12 protein-coding genes are annotated in these 16,053 nt (G+C 62.2%); 7 read left to right on the forward strand and 5 right to left on the reverse strand.

What is annotated here, in order from left to right; genetic code table 11:
* Positions 1-91: 91 nt before the first annotated feature.
* Both AC07XZ_RS14280 and ompR read right to left on the reverse strand, forming a co-directional pair.
* Positions 92-1,405: an ATP-binding protein gene (locus AC07XZ_RS14280; protein ID WP_007952691.1), complete on the reverse strand. Its 1,314-nt coding sequence runs from the start codon at positions 1,403-1,405 to the stop codon at positions 92-94.
* A 114-nt stretch (positions 1,406-1,519) separates the two neighbouring features.
* Complete coding sequence (gene ompR, locus AC07XZ_RS14285) at positions 1,520-2,260, reverse strand: osmolarity response regulator transcription factor OmpR (RefSeq protein WP_007952694.1); 741 nt, start codon at positions 2,258-2,260, stop codon at positions 1,520-1,522.
* A gap of 360 nt (positions 2,261-2,620) precedes the next feature.
* Between ompR and AC07XZ_RS14290 the strand changes: the two genes are divergently transcribed.
* The 7 genes from AC07XZ_RS14290 to tauD all read left to right on the forward strand — a co-directional run bounded on the left by AC07XZ_RS14290 (position 2,621) and on the right by tauD (position 10,997).
* Entirely contained in the window at positions 2,621-4,945 is a 2,325-nt protein-coding gene (locus AC07XZ_RS14290) for a Tex family protein (protein ID WP_102687498.1), read from the forward strand.
* A complete protein-coding gene (locus AC07XZ_RS14295) occupies positions 4,945-5,328 on the forward strand; it encodes a PaaI family thioesterase (protein ID WP_102687497.1) in 384 nt (127 codons plus the stop codon). The genes AC07XZ_RS14290 and AC07XZ_RS14295 overlap by 1 nt, the downstream gene beginning before the upstream one ends.
* Positions 5,329-5,542: 214 nt before the next feature.
* Entirely contained in the window at positions 5,543-7,126 is a 1,584-nt protein-coding gene (gshA, locus tag AC07XZ_RS14300) for a glutamate--cysteine ligase (protein ID WP_102687496.1), read from the forward strand.
* A 346-nt stretch (positions 7,127-7,472) separates the two neighbouring features.
* A complete protein-coding gene (gene tauA, locus AC07XZ_RS14305) occupies positions 7,473-8,450 on the forward strand; it encodes a taurine ABC transporter substrate-binding protein (protein WP_007952702.1) in 978 nt (325 codons plus the stop codon).
* 16 nt (positions 8,451-8,466) lie between these two features.
* Positions 8,467-9,261, forward strand: a complete 795-nt coding sequence (gene tauB / locus AC07XZ_RS14310) for a taurine ABC transporter ATP-binding subunit (protein WP_011331959.1) — start codon at positions 8,467-8,469, stop codon at positions 9,259-9,261.
* Complete coding sequence (gene tauC, locus AC07XZ_RS14315) at positions 9,258-10,097, forward strand: taurine ABC transporter permease TauC (RefSeq protein WP_102687495.1); 840 nt, start codon at positions 9,258-9,260, stop codon at positions 10,095-10,097. Before tauB ends, tauC begins: the two co-directional genes overlap by 4 nt.
* Positions 10,098-10,154: 57 nt before the next feature.
* A complete protein-coding gene (tauD, locus tag AC07XZ_RS14320; protein WP_074689444.1) occupies positions 10,155-10,997 on the forward strand; it encodes a taurine dioxygenase in 843 nt (280 codons plus the stop codon).
* Between the two features lie 232 nt (positions 10,998-11,229).
* On the opposite strand, the gene mgrA is transcribed toward tauD, so the two are convergent.
* From mgrA to AC07XZ_RS14335, 3 genes are read right to left on the reverse strand one after another with little or no spacing between them, the layout of a single operon-like run.
* The gene (gene mgrA, locus AC07XZ_RS14325) at positions 11,230-12,267 is read right to left on the reverse strand and encodes an L-glyceraldehyde 3-phosphate reductase (RefSeq protein ID WP_102687494.1); all 1,038 of its coding nucleotides are present in this window, start codon (positions 12,265-12,267) and stop codon (positions 11,230-11,232) included.
* A gap of 39 nt (positions 12,268-12,306) precedes the next feature.
* A complete protein-coding gene (locus tag AC07XZ_RS14330; protein WP_102687493.1) occupies positions 12,307-13,626 on the reverse strand; it encodes an LLM class flavin-dependent oxidoreductase in 1,320 nt (439 codons plus the stop codon).
* Position 13,627: 1 nt separating this feature from the next.
* The gene (locus AC07XZ_RS14335) at positions 13,628-15,853 is read right to left on the reverse strand and encodes a TonB-dependent receptor (protein ID WP_102687492.1); all 2,226 of its coding nucleotides are present in this window, start codon (positions 15,851-15,853) and stop codon (positions 13,628-13,630) included.
* Between the last annotated feature and the right edge of the window lie 200 nt (positions 15,854-16,053).

A 16,053-nucleotide genomic window follows, 5' to 3' on the forward strand; every position in this document is an offset into this window, starting at 1 on the left:
TAAAAGCCGCTGTAGCTTGTAGCTTGTAGCTTGTAGCTTGTAGCTTGTAGCTTGTAGCTTGTAGCTTGTAGCTTGTAGCTTGAGACTGCCGTTAAACGGCATCTCTTGGCAGCATCAATCCCAGCGGCAACCGGACCCGTGCTTCCAGCCCGCCACCGGAGCGGTTGCGCAGTTCGACATTGCCGCCGTGCATCGACGCAATCCGCTTGACGATCGCCAAGCCCAGCCCGGTGCCCTTCCCGCCCCGGGCACGATCGCCACGGGTGAACGGGTTGAAGATCGCCTCAAGTTCGGAAGGATCGATCCCCGCCCCACGGTCCATCACGCTCAGCACCACATACGGCGCACTGGTGTCACCGGACACATAGGCCGCGACGTCCACGCTGCCGCCGGCATGATTCAACGCGTTGCCGATCAGGTTGTTCAGCAAGCGCTTCATCGACACCCGACGCAGCGGGAACGGCTGAATCGGTTCCAGGCGCAGGCGCACTTTCTCTTCGGTCTGGTTATAGGGCGCCGCCACTTCACGCACCAGATCGCTGAGATCCACCTCCTCCACCGACTCGTCCCGACCATCACGAATGAAGGCGAGGAACTGGTCGAGGATCGCGTCCATGTCTTCGATGTCGCGCACCATGTCGTCGGTCAGGTCGGTGCGATCGCCCATCAACTCCAGTGACAGCCGCAAACGGGTCAGCGGCGTCCGCAGGTCATGGGATACCCCCGCCAGCATCAGCTCACGCTCGCGACCGGCCTGCTCGACGTCTTCGGCCATCTGGTTGAAGGCGCGATAAACCTCGGCCATTTCGCTGGGGGTGTCGCTGATAGGCAGGCGCACGCTGCGGCCCTGGCCGAGTTGCCGGGCAGCGTAGACCAGACGCTTCAGTGGCTGGTTGAGCTGGCTGACAAAAATCCACGCAGACGCCGTGGACAGCAGGCCGATCGCCAGGAACCAGCCGAGCACGTTCCAGATTTTCTGGCCACGCAACGGGTGTGGATACAGCGGGACTTTCAGCCAGCCATCCCCCAGGCTCGGCGCGCGAACCCACAAGGCCGGCGGCGAGTGCATGCGCAAGCGCACTTCGGTGTCGGCACCCAGTTCCGCCTGCATCTGCCGCTGGTAGATTTCGCTGTACGGCCAGTGCTGTTCGCCTTCCGGCACACCGGCACCGACCACGCGGATCAGGGTCGCGGCATCGGCGATTTTCGCGCGGTTCTCTTCGTCGGCGGCCCAGTAGGCACGCAACGTCAGGGCGACGCCGTGACTGTATTGGCGATCCACCAGCACGTCCTCGTTCATCAACAGATAAACCAGGGTCAATGCCTTGGAAAACAATACGACGATGAGCACCAGCCACAGGGTGCGGGAGAAAAAACTTTGGGGGAACCAGACGGGGGTTTTCATGGATAACCGCTACACACTTGCAGGAGCGAGCAATGCTCGCATATTGCGGATTGCGAGTCTGCGCTGACGGCGTTTCCGACCATTTCCCGCAGACCCGCTCCTACAAATCACCCATCACTTGGTGGAGTTGCCATCCGGCACGAACACGTAGCCGACACCCCAGACGGTCTGGATGTAGCGCGGCTTGGACGGATCGGGTTCGATCATCCGGCGCAGACGGGAAATCTGCACGTCGATGGAACGCTCAAGGGCATCCCACTCACGGCCACGGGCCAGGTTCATCAGCTTGTCGCGGGTCAGCGGCTGACGAGCGTTCATCACCAGGGCCTTGAGTACCGCAAACTCACCGGTGGTGAGCATGTGCACTTCGTCGCCGCGCTTGAGTTCGCGGGTAGCCAGGGACAGCACGTAATCGCCGAACGTGACGTTTTCTTCTTCACTGCCCGGCGCGCCCGGCACCGGCGCGGCCTGACGGCGCAGCACGGCTTTGACGCGAGCCATCAGCTCGTCCGGGTTGAAGGGCTTGGCCAGGTAATCGTCGGCGCCCAGTTCCAGGCCCTTGATACGGCTCAGTTCGTCGCCCTTGGCGGTAAGCATGATGATCGGAATCTGATTGTTCGCGCCCCGCAGGCGGCGGCAAGCGGTCAGGCCGTCTTCGCCCGGCAGCATCAGGTCGAGGACGACCAGGTTGAACACTTCACGCGACAGCAGACGATCCATCTGCTCGGTATTCGGTACGGCGCGGGCACGGTAGCCCTTGCTGACGAAAAAGCGTTCCAGCAGGCTGCTCAGCCCCGGATCGTCGTCAACGATGAGAATTTTTTCGCCTTCAGCAGTTTGTGCAGTGCTGCTCATTGGATGCTCCTTTTAGCTCGGCGCGCATTATGGCGTAGCTGCCGTTATACGCACCGTGTGCATTGTTAGCAGATTTTTCCTTCACTGCCAGAAAACCGGGGCTTGTGCCTACAGACTGCGTCGCCCCCGAATGACAGAACGCTGGTTATAATGCGCGGCCTTTTGTGTCAGGCAACGTCTGAATCGTTACCGCAGGTGGCCGTCCCTTATTTTCATGGGCGCCGCAGTAATTGTTCGATTTCACGGGTCAATGGGATGCCTTTTGACCCAGGCAGCGGCCAGCATCAAGCCGCCCCACCAGACTCCGGGCCTTTATTTACGCGCCTGCGAGACTGCTTTCACAATTTGTCAGGTGGTTTTATGGACAGCATCAACAGCCGCATCGCCGAGGAACTCGGCGTACGCCCACAACAGGTCGAAGCGGCCGTCGCGCTACTCGATGAAGGCTCTACCGTTCCCTTCATCGCCCGTTACCGGAAAGAAGTGACCGGCAGCCTCGATGACACCCAACTGCGTCATCTGGAAGAGCGTCTGCGCTACCTGCGAGAACTCGACGAACGGCGCATCAGCATTCTTTCCAGCATTCAGGAGCAGGGCAAACTCACCCCTGAGCTGGAGCGCGAAATCAAACTCGCCGACACCAAGACCCGCCTCGAAGACTTGTACCTGCCGTACAAGCAGAAGCGCCGCACCAAGGGCCAGATAGCCCTGGAAGCCGGCCTCGGCGAACTGGCCGACGGCCTGTTCAACGACCCGTCGCTGACCCCGGAAACCGAAGCCGCGCGCTTCGTCGACGCCGAAAAAGGCGTGGCCGATGCCAAGGCTGCACTGGAAGGCGCCAAGTACATCCTCATGGAGCGCTTCGCCGAAGACGCCAACCTGCTGGAAAAACTGCGCACCTACCTGAAGCAGGAAGCCACCCTCAGTGCCCGCGTGATCGCCGGCAAGGAAGAGGAAGGCGCGAAATTCCGCGATTACTTCGAACACGACGAACCGCTGAAAAGCATGCCGTCGCACCGCGCGCTGGCGATTTTCCGTGGCCGCAACGAAGGCATTCTCAGCTCCGCGCTGAAAGTCGGCGAAGAGCTGCCGGGCACCCTGCACCCGTGCGAAGGCATGATCGGCCAGCACGTCGGCATCCAGAACCAGAACCGTCCGGCCGACAAATGGCTGAGCGAAGTGGTGCGCTGGACCTGGAAGGTCAAGCTCTACACCCACCTGGAAACCGACTTGCTGGGCGAGCTGCGCGACGGCGCCGAAACCGAAGCGATCAACGTGTTCGCCCACAACCTGCACGACCTGCTGCTGGCCGCCCCGGCCGGTCCGCGCGCGACTCTGGGCCTCGACCCGGGCCTGCGTACCGGTTGCAAGGTTGCGGTGGTCGACTCCACCGGCAAGCTGCTGGATCACGCCACGGTTTACCCGCACGTGCCGCACAACAAATGGGATCAGACCATCGCGATTCTGGCCGCCCTGTGCGCCAAGCATTCGGTCGACCTGATTGCTATCGGCAACGGCACTGCCAGCCGTGAAACCGACAAGCTGGCGATCGAACTGATCAAAAAATACCCGGCGATGAAAATGACCAAGGTCATGGTCTCCGAAGCCGGCGCATCGGTGTATTCGGCATCGGAACTGGCAGCCAAGGAATTCCCGGATCTGGACGTGTCGATCCGTGGCGCGGTATCGATCGCCCGTCGTCTGCAGGATCCGCTGGCCGAACTGGTGAAAATCGATCCGAAATCCATCGGTGTCGGCCAGTACCAGCACGACGTGTCGCAGCTGAAACTGGCGCGCGGTCTGGACGCCGTGGTCGAGGACTGCGTGAACGCCGTGGGCGTGGACGTAAACACTGCCTCCGTGGCGCTGCTGGCGCGGATCTCCGGCCTCAACGCGACCCTGGCGCAAAACATCGTGGCCCACCGTGACGAACACGGCGCGTTCAAGACCCGCGCGGCCTTGAAGAAAGTCGCGCGTCTGGGCGAGAAAACCTTCGAACAGGCCGCCGGCTTCCTGCGTGTGATGAACGGCGACAACCCGCTGGATTCCTCGGCCGTTCACCCGGAAGCCTATCCGCTGGTACAACGCATCGCCGCTGAAACCGACCGCGACATTCGCTCGCTGATCGGTGACGCGGTGTTCCTCAAGCGTCTGGATCCGAAGAAATTCACCGACGAGACTTTCGGTCTGCCAACCGTCACCGACATTCTGCAGGAACTGGAAAAACCGGGCCGCGACCCGCGTCCGGAGTTCAAGACTGCCGAGTTCCAGGAAGGCGTCGAGGACCTGAAGGACCTGCAACTGGGGATGATCCTCGAAGGCGTGGTGACCAACGTGACCGCGTTCGGTGCGTTCGTCGACATCGGCGTGCATCAGGACGGTCTGGTGCACATTTCGGCGCTGTCGGAGAAGTTCATCAAGGATCCGCGCGAAGCGGTGAAGGCCGGTGACGTGGTGAAAGTGAAGGTCATGGAAGTCGACATCCCGCGCAAGCGCGTCGGCCTGTCGATGCGCATGAGCGACACCCCGGGCGAGAAGATCGACGGTGCCCGTGGCTCGCGTCCGGGCTCGGCGCCACGCCAGTCGCAGGGTTCGGCGCCACGCAAGGAAAGCACCCCGGCGGCTCCAGCCAATAACGCGATGGCGTCGTTGTTTGCCAACGCCAAGCAGTTGAAGAAACGCTGATGGATATGCCAGCCGGGCTCGTCGAGAGCGCGTTTTTCAAGCTGTTGGGCTGCCGCCTGCACAGCCTGGAAACCGGGGTGGCGCAAGTCGCCCTGGCGCTGGAACCCGAACTGCGCAATCGCGGCGGCAAGCTGCACGGCGGCGCGCTGTTCAGTCTGGTCGATATCGCCATGGGGCTGGCCTGCTCCAGCACCCACGGCTTTGACCAGCAGAGCGCGACCATCGAGTGCAAGATCAACTACATCCGCGCCGTCTCCGAAGGCGAGGTGATGTGCACGGCGCGGGTGATCCACCCGGGCCGGCGCACGCTGGTGGTCGAAGCCGACGTGATGCAGGGCGACAAACTGGTCGCAAAAGCGCAAGGCACGTTCGCTGTCCTGTAGATGTTGTTCATCATTTTGAGTTAATTTCGGCGCTGTGATCGCAGCGTCGGAGTTTTCCTCGCCCGCGTCTGCCAGATTCAGGGACTGAAGTTGGCGTTTCCAATGGGGCTTTCATGGCCCGAAAACCAGGCGAAAACGCCAGTTTCAACTTCACCCTTGTAGACCGTCCTGCCCACCCCCATATTGGGGCGACTGACGCGTGAAGGAATCCAAATTGAGCGAACTTCTCAACCGCCGCCTGGCTCTGCTCGGCGAGCGCGCTAACCTCTCTCTGCTTGAGCAGTGCCTTCACGGTATCGAACGTGAATGCCTGCGCGTGAACGGCGAAGGCCGCCTGGCCCAAACGCCGCACCCTGAAGCCCTGGGTTCCGCGCTGACCAACGAACAGATCACGACCGACTATTCCGAGTCGCTGCTGGAGTTCATCACGCCTGCCCTGCCAGACCCGGCCGATACCCTGGCGAGCCTGGACAAGATTCATCGCTTCGCCTACAGCAAGCTCGGCAACGAGTACCTGTGGAGTCCATCGATGCCGTGCCCGTTGCCGGCCGAGGAAGACATCCCGATCGCCTATTACGGCACCTCCAACATCGGTCAGCTCAAGTACGTCTACCGCAAGGGCCTGGCCCTGCGTTACGGCAAGACCATGCAGTGCATAGCCGGGATTCACTACAACTTCTCCCTGCCGGAAAAACTCTGGCCGTTGCTCAAGGAAGCCGAAGGCTTCGTCGGCACCGACCGGGATTTCCAGTCGTCGTCTTACATCGCGCTGATCCGTAACTTCCGCCGCTACAGTTGGCTGCTGATGTACCTGTTCGGTGCTTCGCCGGCGCTGGACGCGGGTTTCCTGCGCGGTCGTGCGCACCAGCTGGAACAGCTGGATCCGGACACCCTGTACCTGCCCTACGCCACCAGCCTGCGCATGAGCGACCTCGGTTACCAGAGCAACGCCCAGGCCGGTCTGACCCCTTGCTACAACGACCTGGCGAGCTACACCGACAGCCTGCGCAAAGCGGTGGCCACGCCGTACGCGCCGTACGTCGAAGTCGGCACGCACCAGGATGGCGAGTGGGTGCAACTGAACACCAACATCCTGCAGATCGAAAACGAGTACTACTCCAACATCCGCCCGAAACGCGTGACCTACACCGGCGAGCGGCCGATCCAGGCCTTGATGGCCCGTGGCATTCAGTACGTCGAAGTACGCTGCCTGGACATCAACCCGTTCCTGCCGATGGGCATCGACCTCACCGAGTCGCGCTTCCTCGACGCGTTCCTGCTGTACTGCGCGCTGAACGAAAGCCCGCTGCTGACCAACAACTCCTGCGGCAACGCCACCTCCAACTTCCTCAGCGTGGTCAAGGAAGGTCGCCGTCCGGGCCTGCAATTGCAGCGCGACGGCCAACCGGTGGAGCTGAAGGAATGGGCCGCCGAACTGCTGGAAAAAATCGCTCCGCTGGCGGCGCTGCTGGATCAAAGCCACGGCGGCGATGCCCACAGCAAGGCGCTCGATGCGCAACTGGCCAAGGTCAAGGATTCGTCCCTGACGCCTTCGGCTCAGGTGCTGGCGGCGATGGCCACGCACAAGGAAAGCTTCGCGCAATTCTCCCTGCGCCAGAGCCAGGCCCACGCCGAGTTCTTCCGCAGCGAACCGTTGGCGGCTGAGGAACAGGCGAAGTTTGAAGAACTGGCGCGTTCGTCGCTGGCGCAACAGGCTGACCTTGAGCAGAACGAGGTGGGCGATTTCGACGTGTTTGTCGGGTCGTATCAGGCGAGTATTTTGGCGATCAGCAACTGATTGATCGGCGTTGGATCGCAGCCCCCTCACCCTAGCCCTCTCCCGGTGGGAGAGGGGACTGACCGCAGTGTTTATCAGAGCTACGCCGACTTGAAATACCGAGCCGAACTCCGATTGTGAAAAGCCCTCGATCGGCTCCCTTTCCCCCTCGCCCCCTTGGGGGAGAGGGCTGGGGTGAGGGGGTAAGGATTTCAAGTCCGAACCGATAATCCGAAAAGCCCCCACTCTCCCACGCTTAGATTTTTCCGCTCATAAGCTCATTCTAAAAAGTTATTTATTTTTAGATTCTTAGATCATTTAGTCTCCTTTCACGCCGACGCTCGGTCGCCTGATATGGAGCTCTTCAATGAAACTGAATTTCCCGCTTCGCCTGCTGGCCGTGGCCTCTCTGGCTGCTGCGAGTTTCCTGGCTCAGGCCGCCGACCTCACCGTCGCCTACCAGACCACCGTTGACCCGGCGAAAGTCGCCCAGGCCGACGGCGCCTATGAGAAAGCCACCAAGGCCGACATCAACTGGCGCAAATTCGATAACGGTGCCGACATCATCGCCGCCATCGCCTCCGGCGACGTGCAGATCGGCTACCTCGGTTCCAGCCCGCTGACCGCTGCAATCACCCGCAAAGTCCCGGTGGAAACCTTCCTCATCGCCACCCAGATCGGCGCCGCCGAAGCACTGGTCGCCCGCGACGGCTCCGGCATCAAGACCCCGCAGGATCTGGTCGGCAAGAAAATCGCCGTGCCGTTTGTGTCCACCGGTCACTACAGCCTGCTCGCCGCGCTGAAGCACTGGAACATCGACCCATCAAAAGTCACCGTCCTCAACCTCGCCCCGCCAGCGATCATTGCTGCGTGGAAACGCGGTGACATCGACGCCACCTACGTTTGGGATCCGGCGCTGGGTGTGGCCAAGGAAAACGGCAAAGTGCTGATCACTTCCGGTGAACTGGCCAAGTTTGGCGCACCGACCTTCGACGCCTGGATCGTGCGCAAGGACTTCGCCGAGAAGCACCCGGAAATCGTCACCGCCTTCGCCAAGGTCACCCTCGACGCCTACGCCGACTACCGCAAGGATCCGAAAGCCTGGCTGGCCAATCAGAGCAACGTCGACAAGCTGGTGAAACTCTCCGGCGCCAAAGCCAGCGACATCCCATTGCTGCTGCAAGGCAACGTCTACCCGCTGGCAGCGGATCAAGTCAGCGACCTCGGCGCTCCGACCACCAAAGCCATCACTGACACCGCTGCGTTCCTCAAGGAGCAAGGCAAGGTCGAAGCGGTACTGCCGGACTACGCGCCGTACGTCAGCGCCAAGTACATCACCAATTGATCGGGAGTTAACTGCGATGGCCTTGCTACAGCTGGAGCGCATCAGCGCACAGTATCCCGGCAGCCCGGAACCGGTACTGTCCGACATTTCCCTGACCCTCGGCCCTCAGCAATTGCTGGTGGCCCTCGGCCCGTCCGGCAGTGGCAAGACTTCGCTGTTGAACCTGATTGCCGGTTTCGTCGAACCGAGCGCCGGCCGCATCACCCTCGACAACGTGCCGGTCAAAGGTCCGAGCGCCGAACGCGGCGTGGTGTTCCAGGACGACGCCCTGTTGCCCTGGCAGGACGTGCTGGCCAACGTCGCTTTCGGTCTGGAACTGGCCGGTGTGGCCAAGGACAAACGCGAACAGCGCGCTCGGGAAATGCTCGCACTGGTCGACCTTTCCGGTTTTGAACACCGTCGCATCTGGCAGCTTTCCGGCGGCCAGAAGCAACGCGTTGGCCTGGCCCGCGCCCTCGCCGCCGATCCGCGTGTGTTGCTGATGGACGAACCCTTCGGCGCCCTCGACGCCTTCACCCGCGAACAGATGCAGGAGCTGTTGCTGCAAGTCTGGCAACGCACCGCCAAACCGGTGTTCCTGATTACCCACGACATTGAAGAAGCGGTGTTCCTCGCCACTGACCTGATTCTGCTCGCGCCGAATCCGGGGCAGATCGTCGAGCGCCTGCACCTCGACTTCGGCCAGCGCTACGCCGCCGGCGAATCGGCGCGGGCGATCAAGTCCGATCCGCGCTTCATCGAAACCCGCGAACACGTGCTGGCCAAAGTGTTCTCGCAACGCAGCGCCGTTCAGCGGCAGGAGCGCGCATGAGCAGTTACGACGTTTCCGCCACCGCCGTGAAACCCGCCGCCACGTCAGTGGCGATTCCCGTGCGCCGCAGCCTCAGCACCCGCTGGATCAGCCTGCTGACCCTGTTCGCGTTGCTGGTGATCTGGTGGGCCGTGACCGCCACCGGCCTGATCGAACCGCTGTTCCTGCCGCCACCGTCCGCCGTGCTGCAAAAAGGCTGGTTGCTGGCGACCACGGGCTACATGGATTCGACGTTGTGGCAGCACCTGGGCGCCAGTCTGAGCCGCATCGGCCTGGGCCTCGGTTTTGCGATTCTGACCGCGGTGCCGGTGGGCATTGCCATCGGCGCCAACCGCATCGCCCGTGGTGTGCTCGATCCGCTGATCGAGTTCTACCGGCCGATTCCGCCGCTCGCCTATTTGCCGCTGATCGTGATCTGGTGCGGCATCGGCGAGTTGTCGAAAGTGCTGCTGATCTATCTGGCGATTTTTGCCCCGATCGCGATTGCCACCGCCACCGGCGTGCGCACCGTCGACCCGGCCAAATTGCGCGCCGCACAGTCGCTGGGCGCCACTCGCGCACAACTGATCCGCCATGTGATTTTGCCAAGCGCCCTGCCAGACATTCTGACCGGTGTGCGCATTGGTCTGGGTGTCGGCTGGTCGACGCTGGTCGCTGCCGAACTGATCGCGGCCACCAGCGGCCTGGGCTTCATGGTGCAGTCGGCGGCGCAGTTCCTGGTCACCGATGTGGTGGTGCTGGGGATTCTGGTCATCGCCCTGATCGCCTTCGCGATGGAGATGGGCCTGCGCGCCCTGCAACGCAAACTGGTGCCGTGGCACGGCCAGGCCCACTGATTTTTCAGCACTGACTACCCCGACAGTTTCGGGGCCCCGGAATTGAAGAGAACCACCATGAGCAGCCTGAACATCACCCCTTTAAGCTCGGCCCTCGGCGCACAGATCAGCGGCGTCGACATCAGCCAGCCGCTGAACCTGGAACAGCGCGACGCCATCGAGCAGGCACTGCTCAAATACCAGGTGCTGTTCTTCCGTAATCAACCGATCGAGCCGTCGCAGCAGGCGCGTTTCGCCGCTTACTTCGGCGATCTGCACATTCACCCGATCTACCCGAACGTGCCGGAACAGCCGGAAGTGCTGATCCTCGACACCGCCGTCACCGACGTGCGCGACAACGCGATCTGGCACACCGACGTGACCTTCCTGCCGACCCCGGCCATGGGCGCGGTGCTCAGCGCCAAGCTGCTGCCGGAATTCGGTGGCGACACATTGTGGGCCAGCGGGATTGCCGCGTATGAGGCGCTGTCGGCGCCGATGAAAGCGCTGCTTGAAGGGCTGACTGCGACTCACGATTTCACCCGATCCTTCCCGCTGGAGCGCTACGGCAACACGCCGGAAGCACTGGCGCAGTGGGAAGCCGCGAGGCGCAAAAATCCACCGCTGTCGCACCCGGTGATTCGCACGCATCCGGTGAGCGGACGGCGTTCGCTGTTCGTCAACGAAGGGTTCACGTCGAAGATCAATGAGCTGTCGGAAACCGAGAGCGAAGCGGTGTTGAAGTTCTTGTTTGCGCACGCGACGCGGCCGGAATTCACCATTCGCTGGCGCTGGCAGAAGGATGACATTGCATTCTGGGATAACCGCGTGACCCAGCATTACGCGGTGGATGACTACCGGCCGGCGCGGCGGGTGATGCAGCGGGCTACGGTGTTGGGGGATGTGCCGTTTTTTCGTTGAGCCTTTAACGCCAGAGCAAAATCAAGAGCCCCCTCACCCTAACCCTCTCCCGGAGGGAGAGGGGACTGACCGAGGTGTTTTGTCGCTATACACCGACCTGAAATATCGAATCGAACTCAGGTTTGAAAAGCACGGAGATTTGCTCCCTTTCCCCCTCGCCCCCCTGGGGGCGGTCCGACGTTTCGGGAGGGCTGGGGTGAGGGGGGATCTATCTGACCCACCCCAGTTTCGATCACTCCGCCGTCGAAGGCTTCTCCCAAAGATTGATCCCGCCCTCCTGAGCAAACCGGTCAATCTCCGCCAACTCTTCCGCACTGAAGCTCAGATTCTTCAACGCCCCGACGTTCTCGACAATCTGCTCCGGCCGGCTCGCGCCGATCAGCGCCGAAGTCACCCGAGGATCCCGAAGTGTCCACGCCAGCGCCAGTTGCGCCAGGCTCTGCCCACGACGTTTGGCGATTTCATTCAACGCCCGCACATGAGCAATGTTGGCCTCGGACAAGTGCGAAGACAGCAACGAGCCACCGCCCGGACGATTGACCCGCGCATCCGCCGGCACGCCGTTGAGGTACTTGTCGGTCAGCAGGCCTTGCGCCAGCGGGGTGAATGCAATCACGCCGGTGCCGAGTTCGTCGGTGGTGTCGAGCAGGTCCTTTTCCACCCAGCGGTTGAGCAGGTTGTACGCCGGTTGGTGAATCAACAGCGGCACTTTCCACTCTTTGAGCAACGCGGCGATTTCGCGGGTTTTCACCCCGGAGTACGACGAGATACCGATGTACAACGCCTTGCCCTGCTGCACCGCAGTGGCGAGGGCGCTGGCGGTTTCTTCCAGCGGGGTGTCCGGATCGAAGCGGTGCGAATAGAAGATATCCACATAGTCCAGGCCCAGGCGTTGCAGGCTCTGGTCGAGGCTCGCCAGCACGTATTTGCGCGAGCCGCCGCCCTGACCGTAAGGGCCGAGCCACATGTCCCAGCCGGCCTTGCTGGAGATGATCAGTTCGTCGCGATACTGCTTGAAGTCTTCGCGCAGCAGACGGCCGAAATTGGTCTCGGCGCTGCCGTAGGGCGGGCCGTAGTTGTTGGCCAGGTCGAAGTGGTTGATCCCCAGATCGAACGCCGTGCGCAGCAACGAGCGCTGGGTGTCGATCGGCGTGCTGTCGCCGAAGTTGTGCCACAGGCCCAGGGACAGCGCCGGCAGCACCAGACCGCTGCGTCCGACGCGGCGGTAAGGGATGGAGTTGTAGCGATTCTCGGCAGCGGTGTAAGTCATCGAATCCTCTCTTGTCGGTCTTGAATCGGGTGTCGATTGCTACGCAAATCTGTTGCCGGGCCGGGCAAGGCCAAGGTTCTGGCGCAAGGTCCGGCCCTCGTATTCGGTTCTGAACAGCCCACGCCGTTGCAGTTCCGGAACCACGCCATTGGCGAAGTCTTCGAGCCCGCCAGGCAGGTGCGGCACCAGCACGTTGAAACCGTCCGCCGCGCCCTGCTCGAACCATTCCTGCAAACGGTCGGCAATCTGCGACGGTGTGCCGACGATGCTGTAATGCCCGCGACCGCCGGCGATTCTGCGGCCCAGTTCGGCCAGGGTCAGATGCTCCCGGCCGGCCAGTTCGGTCAGCAGTTTCTGTCGGCTTTGCTGGCCGCTGTCAGTCAGCGGCAATTCCGGCAGCGGCCCGTCCAGCGGGTACTTCGACAGATCGAAGTTGCCCAGCATACGCCCAAGAAGGGCGACGCCAACCTCGGGTTCGACCAATTGCTGAAACGTTTCACATTTTTCCTGCGCTTGGGCTTCCGTCTGCCCGACCACGACGAATACGCCGGGCATGATTTTCAGCGAATCGGCACTGCGTCCGTACTTCGGCAAGCGTCCCTTGAGGTCGGCGTAAAACGCCTGAGCACTGGCCAGTGAAGTCTGCGCGGTGAACACCACTTCGGCCGTCTGCGCCGCCAGTTCACGTCCGGTTTCCGACGAGCCGGCCTGCAAGATCACCGGCTGACCCTGTGGCGAACGCGCGACATTCAGCGGGCCCTTGACCCGGAAGTGCTCGCCGACGTGATCCAGCACGTGCAGTTTTTCCGGGTCGTAATACGCGCCGCTGGCTTTGTCGCGGATGAAGGCGTCGTCCTGCCAACTGTCCCAGAGCCCGGTGACCACCTGATGAAATTCCCGGGCGCGGCTGTAGCGTTCGGCGTGACCGATGTGTTCGTCGCGGCCAAAATTCTGCGCTTCGGCGGCGTTGTCGGAGGTCACCAAGTTCCACCCCGCTCGCCCGCCGGACAGGTGATCGAGCGAAGCGAACTTGCGCGCCACGTGGTACGGCTCGTTGTAGCTGGTGGTGGCGGTGGCGATCAGGCCGATGTGCTCGGTCACTGCGCTCAACGCCGAGAGCAACGTCAGCGGTTCGAAGTGATCCGAACGGGCCATGCGGCTGGCGATGTCCTGGGTCGGGGCGGCGACGCTGTCGGCGACGAACAAGGTGTCGAATTTCGCCGCCTCGGCAATCTGCGCCAGGCGTTTGTAATGGGCGAAATCCAGCCCGGCGTTGGCCGGCACTTCCGGGTGACGCCACGCGGCAACGTGGTGCCCGGTGGCCATGAGGAACGCGCCGAGTTTCAGCTGTCTGCTCATCTCAGAAGTCCTTGCGCAGTTGCACGCCGAAGTAGCGCTCGTCGTCGCGAGGCACGGCGCGGTAGATGTAGTTGCCACCGCTGGCGAGCAATGGCGAATACGACTTGTCGGTCAGGTTCTTGCCCAGCAACGCCACGCGCCAGCCGTTGGTGTAATCGGCCAGGGCCACGCTGGCGTTCCAGAGGCCGTAGGCGCCCTGCTTGGTGTCGGCGTTCTGGCTGATGTCGTACTGCACTTCGCTCTGCCAGCTGTAATCGGTGCCGAGTTCGATATCCAGGCCGTTATCCAGCGGGATCGTGTAGTCGGCGCGCACGTAGCTTTTCCAGTCCGGGCTGAACGGCAGCGGTTTGCCGTTGACGTTGCACGACGCCGCCGCGCCCGCCGGGCAGGCGAACTCGTCGATACGAGCGCGGGTGTAGGCCAGCGCGCCGGAGAACTTCAGTTGCTGGGTCGCCTGCAGGGCGAAATCAAGTTCCACGCCCTCGGTGCTGACGCTGCCGGCGTTGATCAGGCGCGTTACGACTTGCCCGGCGACGGTGTCGAAAAAGTTCGCCTGGTAGTTGTCGTAGTCGCTGTGGAAAACCGCGAGGTTGGTGGTCAGGCGATTGTTCCAGGACGAAGCCTTGATCCCCGCCTCCCAGGTGTTGGAGGTTTCCGGTTTCAGCGCTTCGGTGTCGCGCGGCTGCATGTTGAAGAACACGTTGTAGGCCGGGCCTTTGTAGCCGCGCGAGTAGGTCAGGTAGGTGGTGACGGAATCGCTCAGGTCGTACTGCAAACCGAGCCGACCGGACCAGCCGTCCTCATCCACCGAGCCGGAACTGCGGGTCGCCGGTTGAATGCCGCTGACAGTTGTGGCGGAAGTGGAAACACGACGGTGATCGTATTCCAGATCGTCGTGGGTATAGCGCAAGCCGGCGATGCCACGCAAATCCGAGGTGAAGTTCAGCGTGCTCTCGCCGAACACTGCGTAGCTGTCGCTGGTGGTGCTGTAATCGGCGACGCCGCGATCAGTGCGCGTGGTGGTGGTCAGCGTGCGCTGATAGGTTTCCTCGTCCTTGCCGTGCATGTAGAACAGGCCCCCGACGTATTCGAGGAACTCGCCTTTCGGCGACGCCAGACGCAGCTCCTGCGAGTACTGGTCGAACGCCAGATCGCCCTTGTCCGCTGTGCCGGGGAACGCGGCCGTTACCGTACCGAGGCGGTCGCCGTCCTGATACTGAGTGTTGTCCCAGCCACGCCACGCGGTGATCGAGGTCAGGGTGTAATTCCCCAGTTGCCAGTCGAGCTGGCCGGACAGGCCCTTGTTGGTGTCCTCGACGTGGGAGCGGGTGTCGGTGTTGATGTCGCGATTGTGGCTGGTGGCACTCACCGGACTCAGCGCATTGGCGAAGGCCGGGGTCAGTGCCTTGGTCACGACGCCGTTCGGGCCGTCATCGTGGGACTGCATGTAGTCGGCAATCAGGGTGAAGGTGATGTCGTCGTTCGGAGTGAATTCCAGTTTGCCGCGCACGCCGCGATGGTTGTAGCCGTTGACCTCCTGACCGTTGTGCTGGTTGTCGACGTTGCCGTCGTAGCTGCCGAACAAGGTGCTGATCGAGCCCTTGAGCGTGTCCGGAATCAGGCTGCCGCCGATGCCGAAACGGGTGCGGCTTTCGTTGCCGCTGTAGTACGACTGATCGATGTAGCCGTGGGTCTCGGCGGTCGGCGCCTTGCTGGTGATGTTCAGCACACCGGCCGAGGCGTTCTTGCCGAACAGCGTGCCTTGCGGGCCGCGCAGGACTTCGACGCGTTCCAGGTCCAGCAGATCGAGAGTGGATTGGCCGGGGCGCGCATAAACCACGCCATCAATCACCGTGGCCACCGTCGGTTCGACGCCCGGCGAGGTGGAAATCGTCCCCACGCCGCGCACGAACAACGAGGTGTCCTTGTTCGATGCGCCAGTGCGGAAATTCAGCGACGGCACCTGCTGGACGATGCTCGCCACGCTGTTGCGGTTGTCGCGTTCCAGCTGCTCGCCGTCGATCACCGACACCGCCACCGGCACCTTTTGCAGCGACTCTTCGCGGCGGGTGGCGGTGACCGTGACGGACTTGAGTGTCGGCTCCTGATCGGTGCTGTCCGCGGCGAACGCGGCGGGCAGCGGCAGCGCAGCCAGCCCGGTGAGTAGCCAGCCCGCAGCGCGGATCGATTGCGCCAGTTTATGTGTCGCCCCAGGAATGTTGTGCATGTTTGCCCGCTCGAAAAGTTGCCCTGAACCGCTGCCGTTCTGCGACGACAGCGCCTGTCTCGGTGTCTTGGGCATTCGCTCGAGCGAGTAGCAGACAACGCGCTTTGTTAGCGCTAACATCGCCAGTATTGGCAAGCCGGACATAGACCGTCCAATACTGAAAAATTACTTTTATATGCGTTTTGGTTTTTAAGAAGGAT

The sequence above is a fragment of the Pseudomonas sp. GW458-11-26-14-LB4 genome (assembly GCF_059423925.1).

Coding starts and splice junctions, on each gene's coding strand:
- AC07XZ_RS14280 (WP_007952691.1), bottom strand. CDS start 1,405: ATGAAAACCCCCGTCTGGTTCCCCCAAAGTTTTTTCTCCCGCACCCTG.
- ompR (WP_007952694.1), bottom strand. CDS start 2,260: ATGAGCAGCACTGCACAAACTGCTGAAGGCGAAAAAATTCTCATCGTT.
- AC07XZ_RS14290 (WP_102687498.1), top strand. CDS start 2,621: ATGGACAGCATCAACAGCCGCATCGCCGAGGAACTCGGCGTACGCCCA.
- AC07XZ_RS14295 (WP_102687497.1), top strand. CDS start 4,945: ATGGATATGCCAGCCGGGCTCGTCGAGAGCGCGTTTTTCAAGCTGTTG.
- tauA (WP_007952702.1), top strand. CDS start 7,473: ATGAAACTGAATTTCCCGCTTCGCCTGCTGGCCGTGGCCTCTCTGGCT.
- tauB (WP_011331959.1), top strand. CDS start 8,467: ATGGCCTTGCTACAGCTGGAGCGCATCAGCGCACAGTATCCCGGCAGC.
- tauC (WP_102687495.1), top strand. CDS start 9,258: ATGAGCAGTTACGACGTTTCCGCCACCGCCGTGAAACCCGCCGCCACG.
- tauD (WP_074689444.1), top strand. CDS start 10,155: ATGAGCAGCCTGAACATCACCCCTTTAAGCTCGGCCCTCGGCGCACAG.
- mgrA (WP_102687494.1), bottom strand. CDS start 12,267: ATGACTTACACCGCTGCCGAGAATCGCTACAACTCCATCCCTTACCGC.
- AC07XZ_RS14330 (WP_102687493.1), bottom strand. CDS start 13,626: ATGAGCAGACAGCTGAAACTCGGCGCGTTCCTCATGGCCACCGGGCAC.
- AC07XZ_RS14335 (WP_102687492.1), bottom strand. CDS start 15,853: ATGCACAACATTCCTGGGGCGACACATAAACTGGCGCAATCGATCCGC.